The organism is Streptomyces sp. NPDC059649 (genome assembly GCF_042734445.1).
Classification (GTDB): Bacteria; Actinomycetota; Actinomycetes; order Streptomycetales; family Streptomycetaceae; genus Streptomyces.
Map to the genome: position 1 here is coordinate 597,789 of NZ_JBHWDV010000002.1, position 17,828 is coordinate 615,616.

Genomic DNA, 17,828 nt, shown 5'->3' on the forward strand with positions numbered 1-17,828 from the left:
CACGCCTACGTACGGAGACCCGATGAGCAACCACACGCATCCTCCGGCCGCCGCGCCGCAGACCCCGACCGACACCGAGCGGATCGCCGTGATCGGCATGGGCTGCCGGCTCCCCGGTGACACCCCTTCGCCCGCAGCCCTGTGGCGGCTGCTGTCCGAGGGCCGGGACGCGATCGGCGAACTTCCCCCCGAACGCCGGCGCCTCGTCCAGGGCGAACCACCCGGCCGCGAACACCCCGGGACACCGGCCTCCCTGCCGGGCGGCTACCTGCGCGAGGTGGCGGGCTTTGACGCCGCCTTCTTCGGCGTCGCAGGTGGAGAGGCCGATGTCCTGGACCCCCAACACCGCCTGCTGCTCGAAGTCACCTGGGAGGCGCTGGAACACGCCGGCCTGCCCCCCGAGCGGGTGCACGGCACCCCCACCGCCGTCTTCACCGGCATCAGCTACGGCGACTACATGGACCACCTGACCGGCACGCCCCAGGAACTCGAAGGATCCATCCTGACCAACGGCCACTGCGTGGCGGCCGGCCGGGTCTCGTACCTCCTGGGCGTGCACGGGGCGAGCGTGGCCCTGGACACCGCCTGCTCCTCCTCGCTGGTGGCCGTGCACATGGCGCGCCAGGCACTGTGCGCCGGTGAGTGCGATCTGGCGCTGGCCGGCGGCGTCACCCTGACCTTCCAGCCCCGCATCACCCGCTCCTTCGCCAGGATGGGCATGCTCTCCGCCAGTGGGCGCTGCCGCACCTTCGACGCCGGAGCCGACGGATTCGTCCGCGGTGAGGGCTGTGGCGTGGTGGTGCTCAAACGCCTCAGCGAGGCCGTTCGGGACGGCGACCGGGTACTGGCCGTACTCCGCGGCTCCGCGACGAACCAGGACGGTTCGTCCGACGGACTGGCCGCACCGTCGGCCGCCGCCCAGCGAGCCCTCTACCGGGAAGCCCTGGCGCGTGCCGGGGTCGATCCCCAGGACGTGGGGATGGTGGAGACCCACGGCACCGGCACCCCGGTGGGTGACCCCATCGAGTTCGCCGGACTGGCGGACGTCTACGGCCACGGCCCGGGCCGCTGCGCCCTGACCTCGGTGAAGACCAACGTCGGACACTTGGAGCCGGCCGCCGGCGTCACCGGGCTGATCAAGGCCGTGCTGTGCCTGCAGCGCGGCGCCATCCCGGCGAACCTGCACTTCCGGAAGTGGAACCCGGCCATCTCGGCCGCCGACACCCGCTTCTTCGTGCCCACCGAGCTGACCGCCTGGCCCCTGCCGACACCGGCCCGCCTGGCGGCGGTGTCCTCCTTCGGCTTCTCGGGAACCAACGCCCACGTACTGCTGGAGCAGGCCCCGAACACTTCGGCCCCACGGCGCTCCCAGGAGCCGGCCGCCTCGGCACCCGACGTCTTCCTCGTCCCGGCCGGCTCCCCGGACGTGCTGCCCGCCGCGGCCGGCAGACTCGCGGACTGGGTCTCCGGTGAGGGCGCGAACGTACCGCTGCGGGACCTCGCGCACACCCTGTCCCTGCGCCGCTGCACCGGCCGCGGCCGACTGGGCGTCGTGGCCTCGGGACGCCGCGAACTCCTCGGCGCCCTCCGGGCGTTCGCCGACGGACAGCGGCATCCCGCGGTGGTGACCGGGGCGGTGGGCGCGGCGGTGGAGCGGCAGCCGGTCTGGGTGTTCTCCGGCCACGGCTCCCAGTGGCCCGGAATGGGACGCGGCCTGCTGACGACCGAACCGGCCTTCCGGGAGGCGTTGAGCGAGGTCGGCGAACTCATCCGGGCCCACAGCAAGGTGTCCGTGTTCGACGTCATCCGCAAGGGCAAGCCCGTCAAGGGCTGTGGCGAGGTGCAGCCGGTGCTGTTCGCCCTCCAGATCGCGCTCGCCGCGACCTGGCGCTCGTACGGCGTCGAACCCGCCGCGGTCATCGGCCACTCCATGGGGGAGGTCGCGGCGGCGGTGGTGGCCGGTGCCCTGTCGCTCGCCGACGGGGTCCGGGTGATCTGCCGCCGCTCCGGCCTGCTCGGCGACATCGCGGGCACGGGCGGCATGGTGAGCGTGGGGCTGAGCGCCGACGCGGTCCGTGCGGAACTCGCGGACAGCGCGGCCGAGACCGTGTCGATCGCCGTCCTGTCCTCGCCGGACACGACCGTGGTGGCCGGGCGCACCGCGGAGGTGAGCCGACTGGCCGCCGCCTGGGAGGCCCGGCAGATCCCGGTCTTCCCGATCGCCGTGGACGTGGCCTCCCACTGCCCACTGGTCGACCCGGTGCTGCCCGCCCTGCGCTCGGCGCTCTCCGGGCTGACGCCGCGGCCACCCACCGTACGGTTTTATTCGACGGTGGTGGAGACCGGTGCCACCCCGTCCTTCGACGCCGACTACTGGTGCGACAACCTGCGCCGCCCCGTGCGGTTCGCCGAGGCGGTGGCCGCCGCGGCGGCCGACCGGCACCAGGTCTACGTCGAGCTCTCGCCCCACCCCGTCGTCACCCACTCCGTCGAGCGGAGCCTGTCCGGACTGGTCACCTCCCCGGCCGTGCTGCCCACGCTCCGCCGCGAGGAGGACGAACCGACCACGCTGCGGACCCAGCTCGCCGCACTGCACTGCGCCGGGGTCCCGGTGAACTGGCGGCGCCTGTACGACGGCGGGAACCTCGTCGACGCCCCCACCCTCACCTTCGACCGGCGCCACCACTGGGCCGCGGCCACACCCCGCTCCACACCGGCCGGACCGGGCGACTCCGTCCTGCCCGGCCGGCACTCCGAAGTGCCGGGCGAGCCCGTGCGGCACTGCTGGCGCGCCGACGCCGGCACCGACGCCCTGCCCTGGCTCGCCGACCACCGGGTCCACGGCGACCCCGTCATGCCCGGCGCGGCCCACTGCAGCGTCGCGCTCGCGGCGGCCGCCGAGGTCTTCGGGGCCGCCCCGCTCGAAGTGGACGTCACCGACGTCCACTTCGAGCAGCTGCTGCGCCTGGACCGGCACACCGAAATCAGCACCGTCGTGACGATGTCCGCCCCCGACCGTGCGCACTGCGAGATCCTCGCGCGGGGCGAGGACGGCGACTGGGAGCGACAGGCCGACGCGGTACTGCACCGGCTGACCCTACGACCGGACCCCCGGCCCCGGCCCATCGAGGCCCTCACGGTGCGCCATCCGGTCCGGCTGGACCCGGGCGACCTCTACCGGAACCTGCGCGGGCGCGGACTGGAGCACGGTCCGGCCTTCACCGGCATCACCGAACTGCGCACGGAACGCCACCACGGCAGCTATCTCGCCAAGATCACGCTCCCGGCCCGGGCGAAGGACCCCGCCTCCGGCCTCCCCGTCCATCCCGTCCTGATCGATGTCTGCGCGCAGCTCGCGGTGGCACCGCTGATGCACGAGGACGACACCGCACCCGTGCTTCCCGTGGCCGTGCAGGCGGTACGCGTCCTGGGCGATGCCGCGCAGGCCGAGTACTGCCACGCGCACATCAGCGAGAACGCGCCGGACAGCGTGGTCGCCGACGTCCGGCTCCTGGACGGCAACGGCGCGGTCGTCCTCGCCGTCAACGGCCTGCGCTTCGCACGGCGGGCCGCACGCAGCGCACCGGCCGCCGATGACTGGCTGCTGGAAATCGACTGGCACTCCTCCCCCCGATCCACCACCGAGACCGGCCAGGCGCCGGGGAGCTGGTTCCTGGTGGGCGAGGCGGACGGATCGGCCCGGGTACTGGCCGCCGCGCTGCGCGCCCGCTGTGCCCGCACCAGTGTCTGGGACCGTCCGCTGGACGACACACCCCTCGACACCCTCCGCACCTCCCTCAGCGAACGCCTGGCCGCCGGACTCCAACCCCCGCGCGGCGTGGTGCTGGTGTGCGGCCGGCGGAGCCTGGCCGAGCCGACCGAGGAATCGTTGCGGCGCACCCGCAGACTGCTCGCCACCCTCCAGGCAGTCACCGAGAGCGCGGCGTCACCACGTCTGTACGTCCTCACCCAGGGCGCCCGGGACGTACTCCCGGACGACACCGTCGACATCGCGCAGAGCAGCCTTCGGGGACTGGTGCGGGTGGGCGCCCTGGAGCACCCGGACCTGCACCCCACGCTGGTGGACGCCGACGCCCGTAATGCCGATCCCACGGACGTGGTCGAGGAGTTGCTGGCCGACACCGACGACGACGAGGTCGCGCTGCGCGCCGGCGACCGGTGGGTGGCCCGGCTGCGGCGTTCCCCGGCCGAGCAGGAACGTCCACTGACGCCGTGCGCCGTGCAGTACGGCGTGGACGGATTCCGGCTGCGGGCGGCCCGGTTGGGCGACCTGTCGAGCCTGGAGTACGCCGCGGTCCGGCGGCGGCCGCCACAGCGCGGTGAGGTCGAGGTGCGGGTCACCGCGGCTGGCCTGAATTTCCGGGACGTGCTGACCGCGTTGGGGCTGCTCCCCGGCGACGAGGACGTCCGCTACCGCATCGGGTTCGAGTGCTCCGGCGTCGTCAGCGCGGTGGGCGCCGGGGTGGAGCATCTGCAGGTCGGGGACGAGGTGGTCGCCATTGATCTGCGGGGCGGGGCCTTCGGCTCGTTCCTGACCGCACCGGCCGAGGCGGTCGCGCCGATCCCCACCGGCCTGGGAGCGGTCACCGCGGCGGGGCTGCCGGTCGCCTTCGTGACGGCCTGGTACGCCCTGCGGCATGTCGCGCGGCTCGCGGCCGGGGAGCGGGTGCTGATCCACTCGGCCACCGGCGGCACCGGGCTGGCGGCGATCGCGGTGGCCCGCTCCCTGGGGGCCGACGTGCTGGCCACCGCCGGCAGCGAGGACAAACGCCGCTACCTCCGTGGCATGGGAATCCGGCACGTCATGGACTCCCGCTCCCTGGACTTCGGCGAACAGGTCCGCGAGGTGACCGGCGACGGCGTCGACGTCGTACTCAACTCGCTGTCCGGCGCGGCGATCCGCACCGGACTGGAGACGCTCCGCCCGTTCGGCCGGTTCGTGGAGCTCGGGGTGCGCGACATCCTCTCCGACGCCCCGCTGGGGATGCTGCCCCTGCGCCACAACGTCACCCTGCGCACCGTCGACCTGATCGAGTTGCGCCGGCACCGTCCCGACGCCTTCGCCCGTGTGTGGCAGGAGGTCCTCGACGAGTTCGAAGCCGGCCGGCTCACCCCGCTGCACTGCACCGAATACCCGCTGTCGGAAGCCACCACGGCCTTCCGCACCATGGCCGCCGCCGACCACATCGGCAAGATCGTGCTGGCCGTGCCGCACGCCGGCCGGGCCCGCGCCGCGCTGCCCGAGATGCGGCTGCCGGTCCGGAAGGGCGGCGCCTACATCGTCACCGGCGGACTGCGCGGTCTGGGACTGGCCACGGCACGGTGGCTGGCCGGGAACGGCGCCGGTCACCTCGTCCTCAACGGGCGTTCCGCGCCCTCCTCGGACGCCGCACGGGAGATCGCCGACCTGGGCAGGGACGACACCAAGGTGTCTGTGGTGCTCGGCGACATCGCCGAACCGGGGACCGCGGAGCGGCTGGTGACGACCGCGGCGACCGGGGGCTTCCCCGTGCACGGCGTGGTGCACTGCGCCATGGTCCTGGACGACGCGGCCCTCACCAACGTCACCGACGAACAACTGGAGCGGGTCTGGCTGCCGAAGGCCGCGGGTGCCTGGCGGCTGCACCACGCCACCGAGGGATGCCCGCTGGACTGGTTCGCGGGGTTCTCCTCGATGGCCTCCCTGCTCGGCAACCCCGGCCAGGGCGCCTACGCCGCGGCGAACTCCTGGCTCGACGGCTTCGCCGCCTGGCGCTCCGCCCAGGGCCTGCCGACCCTGGCGGTGAACTGGGGCCCGTGGGGCGAGACGGGCGTCGCCACCGACTTCGGCCGGCGCGGCTACCACACCATCCCGACCGACCAGGGCATGGCCGCCCTGTACGGCCTGCTGTCCCGGCGGCGGGTACAGACCGGGGTCCTCCCCGGGCCGTCGGACACCTGGCTCCCACCCACGGGCCGGCACCTCCCCTTCTTCAGCGCGGTCTCGACCGAGCGGCCCGCCAAAAAGACCGAAGCGCAGGGCACCGAAGCCCCGGCCGACAGCGGGGAGTTGCGCGCCTGGCTCGGCGCACTGCCCACCGGCCTGGCCCGCAGAGCAGCACTGGAGGAACGTCTGGCGGAGCACGTCCGGGCGGTGCTGCGCCTGGGCGACGGCACCGTCGATCCGCAGATCCCGCTGAAATCCCTGGGATTCGACTCCCTCCTGGCGATGGAGATGCGGGTGCGCATCGAGCGGACCTTCGCGGTCTCGGTGTCCCGCAACTTCGTGTGGCAGCACCCCACTTTGGCCGATCTCGCCGTGGGCGTGGCGGACCTCCTGGGGCTGGAACTGGCCACTACATAGCGCGGCGCGGACCGCTCCCTCCCGTTCGGCGGACACCTCGAAGGTATCCGCCGAACGTGGTGCTGTCCGGCGACGATTATTCCGCCACCGCACCAATTGCTCGCCATTCCCGCAATTCCCGCTATTCCCGCACAACGTTTTCTTGCGGTGATAGTATTTCGCTTCCCCATGTCTCCACACCCCTGCGCACGCCTCTCGATGCGCCTTCCGTAATTCCCTCCACACTGTTTCAATGAATGTGGAGAAGCAGCCAATGAATCCCGGGCGTTATTCCGCCCGAGGGTTCACCAATTGGTACGGGGGTCCGAAAGGAACCTAGGAAAGGGGTAGTCATGTTACCCAGCATTCAAGAGGCCGGCATTGAATTGACGGCCCATCAGGTCGAGACCTGGCCCGACGCGAAGGCCACGGTCGTCTCGCCCGACCACTGGCGTTCCACCGACCGGACCGCCTTCAGCCTGCCGCCACTGGAACGCTCGGTGCCGGTCTGCCGCGCCCTGGCCCGCGCCTGGCTCGACGGCCAGCAGATCCAGGGCGAGGACACCCGCTACCTCATCCTGCTCACCCTGTCCGAACTCGTCACCAACGCGATCCAGCATTCCGGCGCCCTCCGCATCACCTGCCGACTGCGCCGGTCCGCACAACAGGTGCACATCGAGGTCCACGACGGCGGCGGGACCCCGTGGGCGCCCCGCAGGCGGTACCCGGACCACGGGCAGGAAAGCGGCCGCGGCCTCGAACTGGTCGCCAAGTCCTGCCAGGAGTGGGGCCGTCGGACGGAGGCCGACAACGGCTGCACGGTCTGGGCAACGGTGTCACTGACCACCTGCGCACCCGTCGGCCGCCTCCCCCAGCCGTGAACCGCAATGACCAGTGTTCCCGAATCCCGCTTCCCGCTCCCCGCGCTCCGCGCACCGGCCGCGGGCGCCACGGCGGTCGACGGCCGGACAGGTCCGATTCCCCCTCCCCCCTCCGGAGCGGGACGATCTGCCTGGCTGCCGGCTCCGCCACCCGCACCCGTCAGCCGCTGGACCCGCGCTGCGCGGGGAGATGCGCCTCGCACTCCTGCATCAGAACGGCGAAATCGCCCGCGGCCTTCGTATCTCGGTAGGGACGGAGTCCCGCCAGGAACTGCTCCAGATACTTCCTGCCCAGCGCCGACCGCAGCTGCCGCAGCAGACCCACGGCCTCTTCGGCCACCCGGCACGCCTCCTCCACTTCACCGGCCTGCACCTGCGCCGACGCCAGCAGCAGCAGATCGATCGCCCGCCGGCGCACCCGCGTCCTCGGGTGCCGGGCCAGCGCCTCGGCGGCCCGACGAGCGGCCTGCCGGGGCTGCTGCAGATCCCGGTGGCAGTGCGCCAACTCATCGGCCAGATAAGCCCGGTCGAAGTGCGCCAGCCATTCCGGCACGTCAACCGGATCCGCATGTGCCATCGCCTCCAGGGCCTTGTCCCTGAGCATCCCGCACGTCCGCGAATCGCCGAGCAGAGCGTAACCACGGGCCTCGGCCACATAGAACAGCGCCTGCGCGGCCGGTGGCGCCTGCCCCCTCGTCCCTTCCTGGGCGGCCCGCGCGAGCTGAACCGCTTCCCGGGCACAGCCCGCATCCACGGCGAGCCGGCTCAGCCCGGAGGCCAGCACATAACCGCCGTAGCACCGCTCGTCCGCCGCCTGTGCGAGCCGCAGCGCCTGGATGTAGTACCGCTGCGCCAGGCCGGGCCGGCCGGTGTCCATCGCGGTGTAACCGGCGAGCTCGGTCAACCGCGCGGCAGCGGCGAAGAGCTGGCGTCCGGTGGCCTCGCTGTAGCTCCCGGAGAACAGCCCCGAAAGCACGCTGTTCAGGCACGACACCACCACCGGCCGCACATAGCCGCCCCCCACCCTGTGGTCGAGTTCCTCCAGCGCCCGGGTGGTCATCCGCACCAGCTCGACCTCGTCCAACCCGGTTCGCGGCCCCATCCGACGGCTCTGGGCCACTTCCGGGTCGACGGCACTGATCAGCCAGTCCCGGGTGGGTTCGACCAACGCCGCGGTGCCCATGGTCGTGCCGGACAACGCCTCGCTCGACTCCGCGTCCATCTGCCACAGTTCGCGGACCTGGCCCAGCGCATCCTTCACATCGGCGGCGAAATGCAGCCCGACCCCGCAGGTCACGCTGTTGCCGTTGGCCATCCCGATCTGGTCGGTCGAAACCGTGCGGCCGAGCCGGCTGCTCAGCGCCTCGGCGATAATGGCCGGTACGCGGCCCCGCGGTTGCTGGCCCCGCAGCCACCGGCTGACAGACGTCTTGTCGTACCGGAGATCGAGCCCCTGCTCGCGCCCCAGCACGTTCACCTGGCGGGCGAGAGCGGAGTTGGACACCGCTGCCTCCTGAATGAGCGACCGTAGCCGCTGATTGCTCTGACGTGCGAAGACAGGTCCGGCGGCCATGGGGTGCCTCCAAGCACATGCTGACAACGTTTTACGTTGGCATATCCAGTGTTATGGGACTGCAAAGGTCATTACCCAACAACCGGGAATGATCCGTCATGACTCCAGTCAAGTCACCACCACAGCATCGCGCACAGTAGTGCGGGTGGCAGCGCCGAACGCCGGTCGCCGCCGGGTGACGTTTGCGCGCTCGCTCGCACCCGCCGAACGCCCCGCGCCGGTCATGCGCATCCGCACAACCCTGACGCCCGCCCCACGGCCGTTACCTGCGGATCTCACCGCCCGCGACACCTCGACACCGGCCCTCACCGCCTTACGGCCGCTCCGTAACGGCAGGGGCGACGAAGCCTGCCTCGACCAGGACTGCGCTCCCCGAACAGACGCACCACCACGGGAGCGTGACGCACACGGGCACGCCAGCCCTTCCCACGAAAGTGGTCATTCAGCGATAACCGCCAGGGAATCCCCGCGCCCCATGTCGCGACGCGTGCGGTGAGCGCGAGGACCGGATGACCGTGGTCGGCCGCCAGGAAGTGTTTGCCGACGGCGAGTGAGAAGGCGAGCATGCTACGGGCAGCCTGATGCGACGGCCCGAGAGAAATGCTGAGGGAACTCCGATGCGAGGAATGAGAGGCGCGGAGCGGGCAATTGGCATCCGAATGCCAGGCGACTGCAAAGAACTCATCATGCCTTGGCCCGCAACGTGTTGATGAAGCAATGGCGTTGACGGCGGAGGTGACGCGTCTGCGAACGGTCAACTGAACGTGAGGACAGGCTTGATGACCTCACCGGAAGCGGCTGCACGGGCGGCTGCCTCGATGTCGCTGAAGGGGTAGCGGGTGATCAGCTTCTCCACGGGGAGCCGACCTTGCTCGTGGAGCGCGATGAGGTGGGGGATGAACGTCCGGGGGACGGCGTCCCCCTCGATGACGCCGCGCAGTTGGATCCCCTTGGTCATCACGGTCATGATATCGAACTCGGCCGTTTTGCCGATACCCACCAGCGCCAGCGTCCCCCGCCGGCGCAGGGCCACGATGGCCTGGGAGATCACGGCCGACCGGCCGGTGGTGTCGATGGCGTGGTGCGCCCCACCCTGCGTGATCTCGTGGAGGGCGGTCGCGACATCGTCCAGGTCCTCCGGGTCGAGCGTGGCGACGGCGCCGAGGTCTTGCGCCATCGCGCGGCGGGAGGCGACCGGGTCGACGGCGACCACGGAGCTGCCTTCGGCAACCGCCGCCATGACCGCGCTCAGACCCACACTCCCGGCGCCGAAGACCACCAGCGAGGAACCCGCAGCCGGCTGCAGGACGTTGAGGACCGTGCCGGCACCGGTCTGCACCCCGCACCCGAGCGGGGCGGCGAGAACCGGGTCGAGACCGGCGGGAATCTTGACGCAGTTGCTCTCGTAGGCGAGTGCGTGGGTGGCGAAGCTGCTCTGCCCGAAGAAGCTGCCGAAGACCGGGGAGCCGTCCCGGGACAGGGGTGTGCTGTGGTCGGGCCGGGTACCCGTGGCGTTCAGGGTGTGGATGCCTGCCTGGCAGTACGCGGACCGACTGGAGGTGCAGTTGTCGCAGGTGGCACAACTGCGGTAGCTCAGACAGACGGTGTCTCCGGGGGCGACGGTCGTCACGGCCGAACCGACGGCTTCGACGACGCCGGCGCCTTCGTGGCCGAACACCATGGGAAGGCGTGGCCAGACCTCCCGGGTGCCGAGATCGGTATGGCAGATCCCGGCGGCCCTGATCCGGACCAGGATCTCGTCCGGCCGCGGCTCGTCGATGTCGACGTCGCGCAGGGTGAAGGGACCACCGACGGACTCCACCAGAGCTGCCTGTATGCGCATGGGTTGGTTTCCCCCCTGAACTATGGGTCGTCGCACGTCGCACGTCGTACTTGGCACGTCGCACGGGACGGTGGAAGTGAGTGACTGGCTGTTGCGCCGTTGTGCCCTCATGCCCTCCTGCCCTTGTGCCCCCGGGCCCTCATACCAGGCGCGATGAGCCGCAGGTCTGTGGTCGTACCGGTGGTGGGGAATTCTCGGCTACGGACCGACGGGACCGACGACGAATGTGCCGGCCCGCAGTCCGGCGGCGATTTCTGCGGTGGTCTGCTCCACGGACTGGGCGCTCGAATCGACCACATGGTTTTCGAGTGCTCCGAGGTCCGCAAATGCTCCGTAGGGACCGGTGATCGGTTCGATGTCGTTCAAGTGCCGGCCCTCGCGCCGGGTGCCCCGCGCGAGCGCCACGTCCAGACTCGGTCGCAGCACGATGTAGGAGAGGTCGAGGCCACGCTGCCGGCATGCGGCGCGGAACGGTTCGAGCATCCACGGGCCCAGAATCCCGTCAAGGATGACGTCGTAGCCGCCCGCGTACGCACATGCGGCATCGATCATGACGTTCTGGACGACCGCGTTCTGCTGTTGGTCTTCCGGCAGATAGGGCGGGACGAAGCCGGAGCGTATCCATACATAGAAGGTGTCGGTGTGCATGTGGACGGTGGGCCGTTCGGCTGCCGACGCCAGTTTTTCGGCAACGGTGGATTTTCCGGATCCGGGCGGCCCACCAAGTAGCACCAGTCCACCGGAATGTGGCGTGCCAGCTGCATCGTGGCCCGACAACGAAGCCTCCTCATGGGGCGAGCAATGCCGGCGGAGCGTATCCGGAGAAGTTGCGGAAAATCCAAGCGTCGCAGCGAAGAAATTCCCTCAAGGCGCCTACCCGGTGAGCCTTGTCACTTTCGACGGCGTGCGTGGCTGTGTGCCGCGAGCTGTAACGGATGGTGGTTGAGCGCCCAACTGCCGCCTGAAGCAGGGGCAGTTGGGCGGTTCGCCAGTAGCCTGGCTCGGTGGTCAGGTGGGTCGGCGGCAGGCAAGCCGCCGACCCACTGGGTCATCGCTCGTGACGGTCCGGCGCGGTGATCCTGAAGCGGGCCACGTTCTCTTCGGTGGACCAATGGTGGAAGCCGGCCTTCTCCAGCACGCGGACGGAGGCCGGGTTCGACAACTCCACGTTGGCGATCACCGTATGGACATCGGGCGCCGTGAGTGCGAATGCGGCGAGCGCCCGGGTGGCCTCGGGGGCGTAGCCCCGGCCGCGGCGGGAGGCCACGATGCCGTACCCGATTTCGAGGATCCCCTCGCTGGCCGGCCAGAACAGGCCGGTCGAGCCGACCACCAGGCCGCTGTCACGCTCGATGATCAGGCGGTGGCCGTACGGGCCGAGCCAGGCGGGGTGCTGGTCGAAGAGGCCCGCGATGACGCGGTCCCCTTCGGCGGGGAAGTCGTCGGCCCAGTGGGGCGACCTGGTGTCGTCGAGGACCGCGGTGGCCTCGGCCGTGGTCCAGGGCCGGAGACGGAGACGGTCGGTGGTCAGCTCTGCGTGGGCTGATGAGGTGCTGGGATTCACGTGTCACTCCTGGTCGTGGGAACGACCGGACCGCGCTCTACTGACGCGCGGGCCGGACAAGGGCATGCCGAAGAGGGCCGTCGGCGGCCATATTCATCAACCTCCCTGTCCCGTGATCACGTGCGCTTCCTGGGCCGCAGGACAGTAACCACCTGACTCCGGCCGCGGCAAAGGGTTTTTTCCTGCCGTCAGCCGTCAGCCGTCAGCCGTCAGCCGTCAGCCGTCAGCCCGCGGCCGACGGCCGTCGGCAGGCTCTCGGGCCCCGGGTGGCGTCACCGCGGTGGGAACGTCGTGCGTCGTGGATCACCACGAGGTTATTCGTCACCGACCACGAGATGACGGTGGCCGTGCCGGGGAGCGGTGGCACGGCGGGGCCTGTGGTGCCGCCCAAGTCGCCCGTCGGACGGGGCCGATCGGGCCGCGAAGTGGCAGGTCATCGCATGCCGTCCGAATAGTGAGACGGGAGCCCGACGCAACCCCGGCCCGCAAGCCCACGTCTGGCAAACCGAAAGAGAAAGCAAGGGCCAAAAGTAGGGGCCAGATGAACGACGGTCGCAGCAGTGACGGAGCCGCCCGGGACGAACCGCCGGGGGCGGGTCCCCCTCGGACCGGTCCGTCGGCCCGTGCAGGCGCGCCGGCGCTGGTCGGGCGCGGCGATGAGCTGGCCGCCCTCGACGCGGTGGCCGAGGAGGTGCTGGCGGGGCGGACACGCGTGGTGCAGCTGGTCGGGAACGCCGGCATGGGCAAGTCGGCCCTGCTGCACCACTGGCTGGACGGTGTGCCGGGGTTCCGCAACGTGCGGGTGCGCTGCCGCCGGCTGCAGCGCGACTTCGCCTTCGGGACGGTCCGGCGGCTGCTCCATCCCCTCGTCGCCGGGGCCGGTGAGCAGGACCGCGGGGCGCTGCTCGACGGAGTGGGCGAGCCGGTCCTGCGGATCCTCGACCCGGAAGGGACCTGGGGCGGCGACTCCGGGGCGTACGCCGACGCCGCCGGCACGCTCGCCGGGCTGGACCGCCTCGCCTTCCGGCTGTCCCGCCAAGGACCGTTAGTGCTGGCGGTCGACGATCTGCAGTGGATCGACCCGCCGTCGCTGCGGTGGCTGGCGCACCTGGTCGACCGGGCGGACACCCACCCCATCCTGGTGGCCGTCGTGACCCGCACCGGGGAACGACCGGAGCCCGTGGACCTCTACGACGCGCTCGTGCACCCCTCGACCTGCCGCACCCTGGCGCTGGAGCCGCTCCGACCGGCGGACGTGACGCAGCTGGTGGCGTGGGAATTCGGCGTGCCCGGGCCGGACCCGTCCTTCTGCGCGGCCTGCCACGCCGCCACGGAGGGGCACCCGCTCTTCCTGCGTGCCCTGCTGTGCGACGCGCGGCACGGCGGTGTGCGGCCCGCGCAGGAGGACCGGGACAAGATCCGGACCTTCGGCCTGCCCACGCTGCTGCGCGAGATCGGGCAGCGGCTGGGCCAGGGCTCCCCGGCCATGGCCGAGCTGGCGCGCGGGCTCGCGATCCTGGGGGACGGGATGCCGTGGCCGCTGCTCGCTGCGTACTGCGGCACCGGTGAGGCCGTGGTCCGTTCGGCCGCGGCGGAGCTGCGTTCCCTCGGGCTGCTGGGCGCCCGGGACGACCCGCGCTTCGTCCACCGGGTGGTCCGCGAAGCCGTCCTCGCGACGTGGACGCCCCAGGAGGTCGGTGCGGCCCATGCGCGGGCGGCCCACGTGCTGCACCTCAGCGGGCGTCCCGACGAGGAGGTGGCCGCACATGTGATGGCCGCCGGTCCGGTGGCCGGCAGCTGGCCCCTGACGGTCCTGCGCCGGGCCGCGCGGGAAGCGCTCCGCCGGGGCGCGCCCGAGACGGCCGTGACCTATCTGCGGCACGCCGCCTTCCAGCCGGCCGCGCCGGGGGAGCGTGCCCAGGTGCTCCTGCAGCTGGCCGTCGCCGCGAGCCACTACGACACCTCACTCGCCGTCTCGTACGGCACGGCCGCCCTGGAGGACCTCAGCGACGACGCCGCCCGCTCCGAGGCCGTCGGGGTGCTGGCCTATGCCCATCTGCTGTCCCGCGGAGGCCGCGCCGACGGCCCTGACCTGGCCCGTCTGACCGCGGAGCTGACCGCGCGCACGGACACCGAGGGCGCTGACCGTGAGTCCTCGCTGCGCATGCGGGCGCTGATCGAGTGGCTGGAGTTCGAGCGGCCCGCGATGCGTACGGCGGAGCGGACCCGGCGCGCGGTCCCCGTCAGCGACCTGGACGGCCACACTCCCGGAGAGCGGCAGCTGCTCGCCGTCCGCGCCTTCGCCGCCCTGCGGGCGGGTGAGCCGGCCGACCGGGTCGCCGAGCTGGTGGACCGGGCCCGGGTGAATCTGCCGGTGTTCTCCCACGAACTCTTCCCACTGCACTACTTCGTCGCCCAGTCGCTGCTGTACCTGGACGCCCTCGACGCGGCCGACGGGCTCTGCGACCGGCTGCTGCACGGGACGAAGGACAAGGGGATGGAGCTGCTGGCGTCCTCGCTGATGGTCTACCGGGCCGCCATCGCGCTGCGCCGGGGGGATGTGGGCCGGGCCGCCGCGGTGGCGCGGGCCGTGTCCGCGCGGGCCTGTGCGGCGGGTGAGCTGCCCTACCGCCTGTCGCTGGACACCATCAGGATCGACGCCCTCCTGCAGCTGGGCGACGTGGCAGGCGCCGAGGACATCGCCGCCGCCTGTTCCACCGCGGATCTGTCCGACACCTCCTGGGAGTGGCCGCGGTTCCTGATGAGCCTGGCGGCGCTGCGTACGGCCCAGGGGGACCGGCGCGGAGGGCTGGCGCTGCTGCGCGAGTGCGGTATGCACTTCGAGGCGGTGGGCACCGTCAGCCCGATGATCGCCCCCTGGCGCTCGCGTGCGGCCGTGGTCAGCCTCGGGCTGGGATACGGGCGCGAGGCGCAGGCGCTCGCCGAGGAGGAACTGGAGTTGGCCAGGCGCTGCCGGATACCGCGGGCCGTCGGCGTGGCCCTGCACACCGCCGGTCGGGTCGCCGGAGCGGCGCGCGGCCTGGAACTCCTGGCCGAGGCGGTGAGCATCCTGGAGCGGACGCCCGCCGAGCTGGAACTCGCCCGCGCCCTGCGGACGTTCGGCTGTGAACTGCTACGGCGCGACGACAAGCCCGGCGCCCGTACGGCGCTGCGCCGCGGGCTGGACCTCGCGGTCAGATGCGGGGCCACCGCGGCGGCGCGGGACCTCCAGCAGCAGCTCCACGAAGCGGGGGGCCGGGTCGGCAGCCGGGGAGCGGGCGGCTGCCCCCTGACGGCGGGGGAGGAACGCGTCGCGGTGCTGGCCGCCGAAGGGTGGAGCAACAAGCAGATCGCCGAGCACCTCTTCGTCTCCCTGCGGACCGTGGAGACGCATCTGACCGGGGCCTATCGCAAGCTCCGGATCGGTGGCCGGCAGGAACTCCGCGGTGCGCTGAGCGCGCCGGCCAGCCGGAACTGACGCCGGCCAGTCGGACTTGACGCCGCCCACCGGGAGCTGACGCCGGTGTGCGCGGTCAGCGCGGGGCCCTCCGTACTTCCCGGCTCCTCAAGGGGCCGGTCAGCACGGAGGGCCGCCGCTGTGTCACCGGTGCCGGGTCAGCAGTTCACCCGCAGGACCTCGGCCACGTTGGGCCAGACACCCTCAAGGTTGTAGCAGTGGTCCTTGTCGGCGTCGTCGATGGTGACGGTCTTGGGTGCTCCGCCGGTGTAGCCGGCGAAGGTCACCTTGACGGTGGCTCCGGTCGCCTCCGGGGGGAAGTACGCCTTCCAACTCGACCCCTTGGCCCTGGCGTTGTGGCAGTAGTTCTTCTTCTCCACGCCCTCGGGCCCCTGCCATTCGTAGCAGGTGTCGACGAAATACAGCGCGTTGTTCGTGAACGTGATCGAGTTGTCCGCACGTGCGGAGGCCGACGGTGCCGTCAGGATTCCACCGCCCAGCACCATGGCGAGAACGGCCGCACCGTACCCGCCCGCCCGCGTCATCCGGCGAGTTCCGGCAGTCATGTCCTCGCTCCTCCCGTCCCGGCCTAGCACTGCTTCTCCGTGATCTTCGGGCCCCAGGTGTAACCGGAGAGCTCGTAGCAGTAGCCGCGCTTCAGATCGGTGATCTGCGGGGTGATGTTTCCGCCGCCGATCTGTGCGTCCACCGTCACGCTCAGCTCGACGCCCGTGGCGTCCTCCGGTATCTCCACCCGCCAGTCCTGGTTGATGGTCTTTCCGGAGTCACAGGTGTCGGAGGTCGTCGAACCCTTCCACTTGTAACAGGTGTTGGCCACGAACCACCCCTTGTTCGAGAACGAGATGTAGTGGCCCGAGCCGGCGAATGCCGGCGGCGCCGTCACCACCGCGCCGGCCAGTGAGATGCCGATCGCGGCGGTGGCACAGGCCACCGTCCGCCTGATGTCGTTCATGGTCCTGCCCTTTTCGCCGGTCCGCTTCACTGTTCCACCAGCAGCTTCTGCCCGCACTGCACGATGTCGGGAGCGGCGCGCTTGACGCTTTCCTTGAGGGGAATTTCGGTGCGCAGTCCCGAGATCTTCGCCCCGCCGAACTTCCCGCCCTGGACGGTGACATCGGAAACGATGCGCTCCATGTCGTGGCCCACCTTGAGCATGCCGCGCTGCCCGGGCTTCACGGTGATGTCGATGCTGCCGGTCTTCGTTTCGGTGTTGGTCTCGTTGTACTGGCCGCTGACCCCGATCCCGACGCCCTTGGTCAGCTCGATGTCGATGGACCCTCCCACGTTCCAGCCCCAGGCGAACGCGTGCATACCGCCGATGGACTCCTTGATGTCCGACGCGTTCTGTCCGCAGTTCTCCAGCGGACCGGTGCCGGTGCCGGTGTTCTCCACGTCGAACCATTTCGTCACCCTTTCCGGGGTGCCGACCGTGGTCGCCGCACAGGAAACCGACTGGCTCTTGCACTGCTCGAAGGCTTCCTTGACCCGCGCCGGATCGGTGTCCGTGAGGCCGTTCTGGTAGACGACCGTCGGCGTCGCCTCGTTCACCCAGTTGTCGGTGTGGCCGTTCACCGCGGTGTATTCCGCCTCGCCTGCGAAGGCCGCCGGTACGGTGCAGGCGAGTGCGGTGGTGAGTGCACCGGCGACCACACCCATGCGTGCGAATCTCATGGCTCTGTTCTCTTCCTTGTCGGTCAGCATCCGGTTTCGATCAGCTTTTCCGAACCGAGCAGTCCCTGGATCTCGAAGCAGTGGTTCTTGCCGGTGTCCTTGACCGCGGCGCTGTCCCGGATCGCTCCCCAGGGCGAGAGCTTCAGATTGATGACGGCCGAGGTGGCGTCCGCCGGGAAATACGCGGTCCAGGAATCCCCCACCGGCCGGCCCTGGTGGCAGTAGTCCTTGCCGCTGGTGCCCAGCCACTCGTAGCAGGTGGTCGCGACGATCCCCGCCTTGTTGGTGATCCTGACGTAGTTTTCGGGTGCCGCATGAGCGGCTGGCGCGAGGGCCACGGCGGAGGCGCAGAGCGTCGCGCCGGCCGCCAGGCCGAATACGGTCCTGCGGGCAGTTCTCAAGGTTTCCGGCCTTTCATTGAACCGTCTTTCACTGAACTGTGGTGCGGTGCGCGGAAATACGTCTCCGATCGACG

General features: G+C 71.0%; 11 protein-coding genes. 3 read left to right on the forward strand and 8 right to left on the reverse strand.

The window, feature by feature from the left end:
* Positions 1-22: 22 nt before the first annotated feature.
* Together ACFV1J_RS05495 and ACFV1J_RS05500 are read left to right on the forward strand one after the other, a co-directional pair.
* Positions 23-6,364: an SDR family NAD(P)-dependent oxidoreductase gene (locus tag ACFV1J_RS05495; protein WP_385855909.1), complete on the forward strand. Its 6,342-nt coding sequence runs from the start codon at positions 23-25 to the stop codon at positions 6,362-6,364.
* Positions 6,365-6,696: 332 nt separating this feature from the next.
* Positions 6,697-7,224 (forward strand): ATP-binding protein, encoded by a 528-nt coding sequence (locus ACFV1J_RS05500; RefSeq protein WP_385855910.1) that lies wholly within the window; start codon positions 6,697-6,699, stop codon positions 7,222-7,224.
* A gap of 160 nt (positions 7,225-7,384) precedes the next feature.
* Here ACFV1J_RS05500 and ACFV1J_RS05505 read toward each other — a convergent pair whose 3' ends face one another.
* From ACFV1J_RS05505 to ACFV1J_RS05520, 4 genes are all read right to left on the reverse strand, one after another.
* Positions 7,385-8,797, reverse strand: coding sequence for a transcriptional regulator (locus ACFV1J_RS05505; RefSeq protein WP_385855911.1), 1,413 nt, complete (start codon positions 8,795-8,797; stop codon positions 7,385-7,387).
* 754 nt (positions 8,798-9,551) lie between these two features.
* Positions 9,552-10,640 carry an NAD(P)-dependent alcohol dehydrogenase gene (locus ACFV1J_RS05510; RefSeq protein ID WP_385855912.1) on the reverse strand — a complete coding sequence of 363 codons (1,089 nt, stop codon included), beginning with the start codon at positions 10,638-10,640 and terminating at the stop codon, positions 9,552-9,554.
* Between the two features lie 198 nt (positions 10,641-10,838).
* Positions 10,839-11,417, reverse strand: a complete 579-nt coding sequence (locus tag ACFV1J_RS05515; RefSeq protein ID WP_385855913.1) for an AAA family ATPase — start codon at positions 11,415-11,417, stop codon at positions 10,839-10,841.
* A gap of 271 nt (positions 11,418-11,688) precedes the next feature.
* Positions 11,689-12,204 (reverse strand): GNAT family N-acetyltransferase, encoded by a 516-nt coding sequence (locus tag ACFV1J_RS05520; RefSeq protein WP_385855914.1) that lies wholly within the window; start codon positions 12,202-12,204, stop codon positions 11,689-11,691.
* Positions 12,205-12,745: 541 nt separating this feature from the next.
* Here ACFV1J_RS05520 and ACFV1J_RS05525 point away from each other — a divergent pair.
* The gene (locus ACFV1J_RS05525; protein ID WP_385855915.1) at positions 12,746-15,682 is read left to right on the forward strand and encodes an AAA family ATPase; all 2,937 of its coding nucleotides are present in this window, start codon (positions 12,746-12,748) and stop codon (positions 15,680-15,682) included.
* Between the two features lie 137 nt (positions 15,683-15,819).
* Here the strand turns inward: ACFV1J_RS05525 and ACFV1J_RS05530 are convergent, their stop codons facing one another.
* The 4 genes from ACFV1J_RS05530 to ACFV1J_RS05545 are packed head-to-tail and all read right to left on the reverse strand — an operon-like array spanning position 15,820 to position 17,754.
* Positions 15,820-16,227: a hypothetical protein gene (locus tag ACFV1J_RS05530; RefSeq protein WP_385855916.1), complete on the reverse strand. Its 408-nt coding sequence runs from the start codon at positions 16,225-16,227 to the stop codon at positions 15,820-15,822.
* Positions 16,228-16,250: 23 nt separating this feature from the next.
* The gene (locus ACFV1J_RS05535; RefSeq protein WP_385855917.1) at positions 16,251-16,634 is read right to left on the reverse strand and encodes a hypothetical protein; all 384 of its coding nucleotides are present in this window, start codon (positions 16,632-16,634) and stop codon (positions 16,251-16,253) included.
* A gap of 26 nt (positions 16,635-16,660) precedes the next feature.
* A complete protein-coding gene (locus ACFV1J_RS05540) occupies positions 16,661-17,353 on the reverse strand; it encodes a hypothetical protein (RefSeq protein WP_385855918.1) in 693 nt (230 codons plus the stop codon).
* Between the two features lie 23 nt (positions 17,354-17,376).
* Positions 17,377-17,754, reverse strand: a complete 378-nt coding sequence (locus ACFV1J_RS05545) for a hypothetical protein (protein WP_385855919.1) — start codon at positions 17,752-17,754, stop codon at positions 17,377-17,379.
* Positions 17,755-17,828: the final 74 nt, after the last annotated feature.

Bases quoted from the DNA above. Each gene is read 5' to 3' on its own strand.
- ACFV1J_RS05510 (WP_385855912.1), bottom strand. From the start codon at position 10,640: ATGCGCATACAGGCAGCTCTGGTGGAGTCCGTCGGTGGTCCCTTCACC.
- ACFV1J_RS05495 (WP_385855909.1), top strand. From the start codon at position 23: ATGAGCAACCACACGCATCCTCCGGCCGCCGCGCCGCAGACCCCGACC.
- ACFV1J_RS05540 (WP_385855918.1), bottom strand. From the start codon at position 17,353: ATGAGATTCGCACGCATGGGTGTGGTCGCCGGTGCACTCACCACCGCA.
- ACFV1J_RS05530 (WP_385855916.1), bottom strand. From the start codon at position 16,227: ATGACTGCCGGAACTCGCCGGATGACGCGGGCGGGCGGGTACGGTGCG.
- ACFV1J_RS05505 (WP_385855911.1), bottom strand. From the start codon at position 8,797: ATGGCCGCCGGACCTGTCTTCGCACGTCAGAGCAATCAGCGGCTACGG.
- ACFV1J_RS05500 (WP_385855910.1), top strand. From the start codon at position 6,697: ATGTTACCCAGCATTCAAGAGGCCGGCATTGAATTGACGGCCCATCAG.
- ACFV1J_RS05535 (WP_385855917.1), bottom strand. From the start codon at position 16,634: ATGAACGACATCAGGCGGACGGTGGCCTGTGCCACCGCCGCGATCGGC.
- ACFV1J_RS05525 (WP_385855915.1), top strand. From the start codon at position 12,746: ATGAACGACGGTCGCAGCAGTGACGGAGCCGCCCGGGACGAACCGCCG.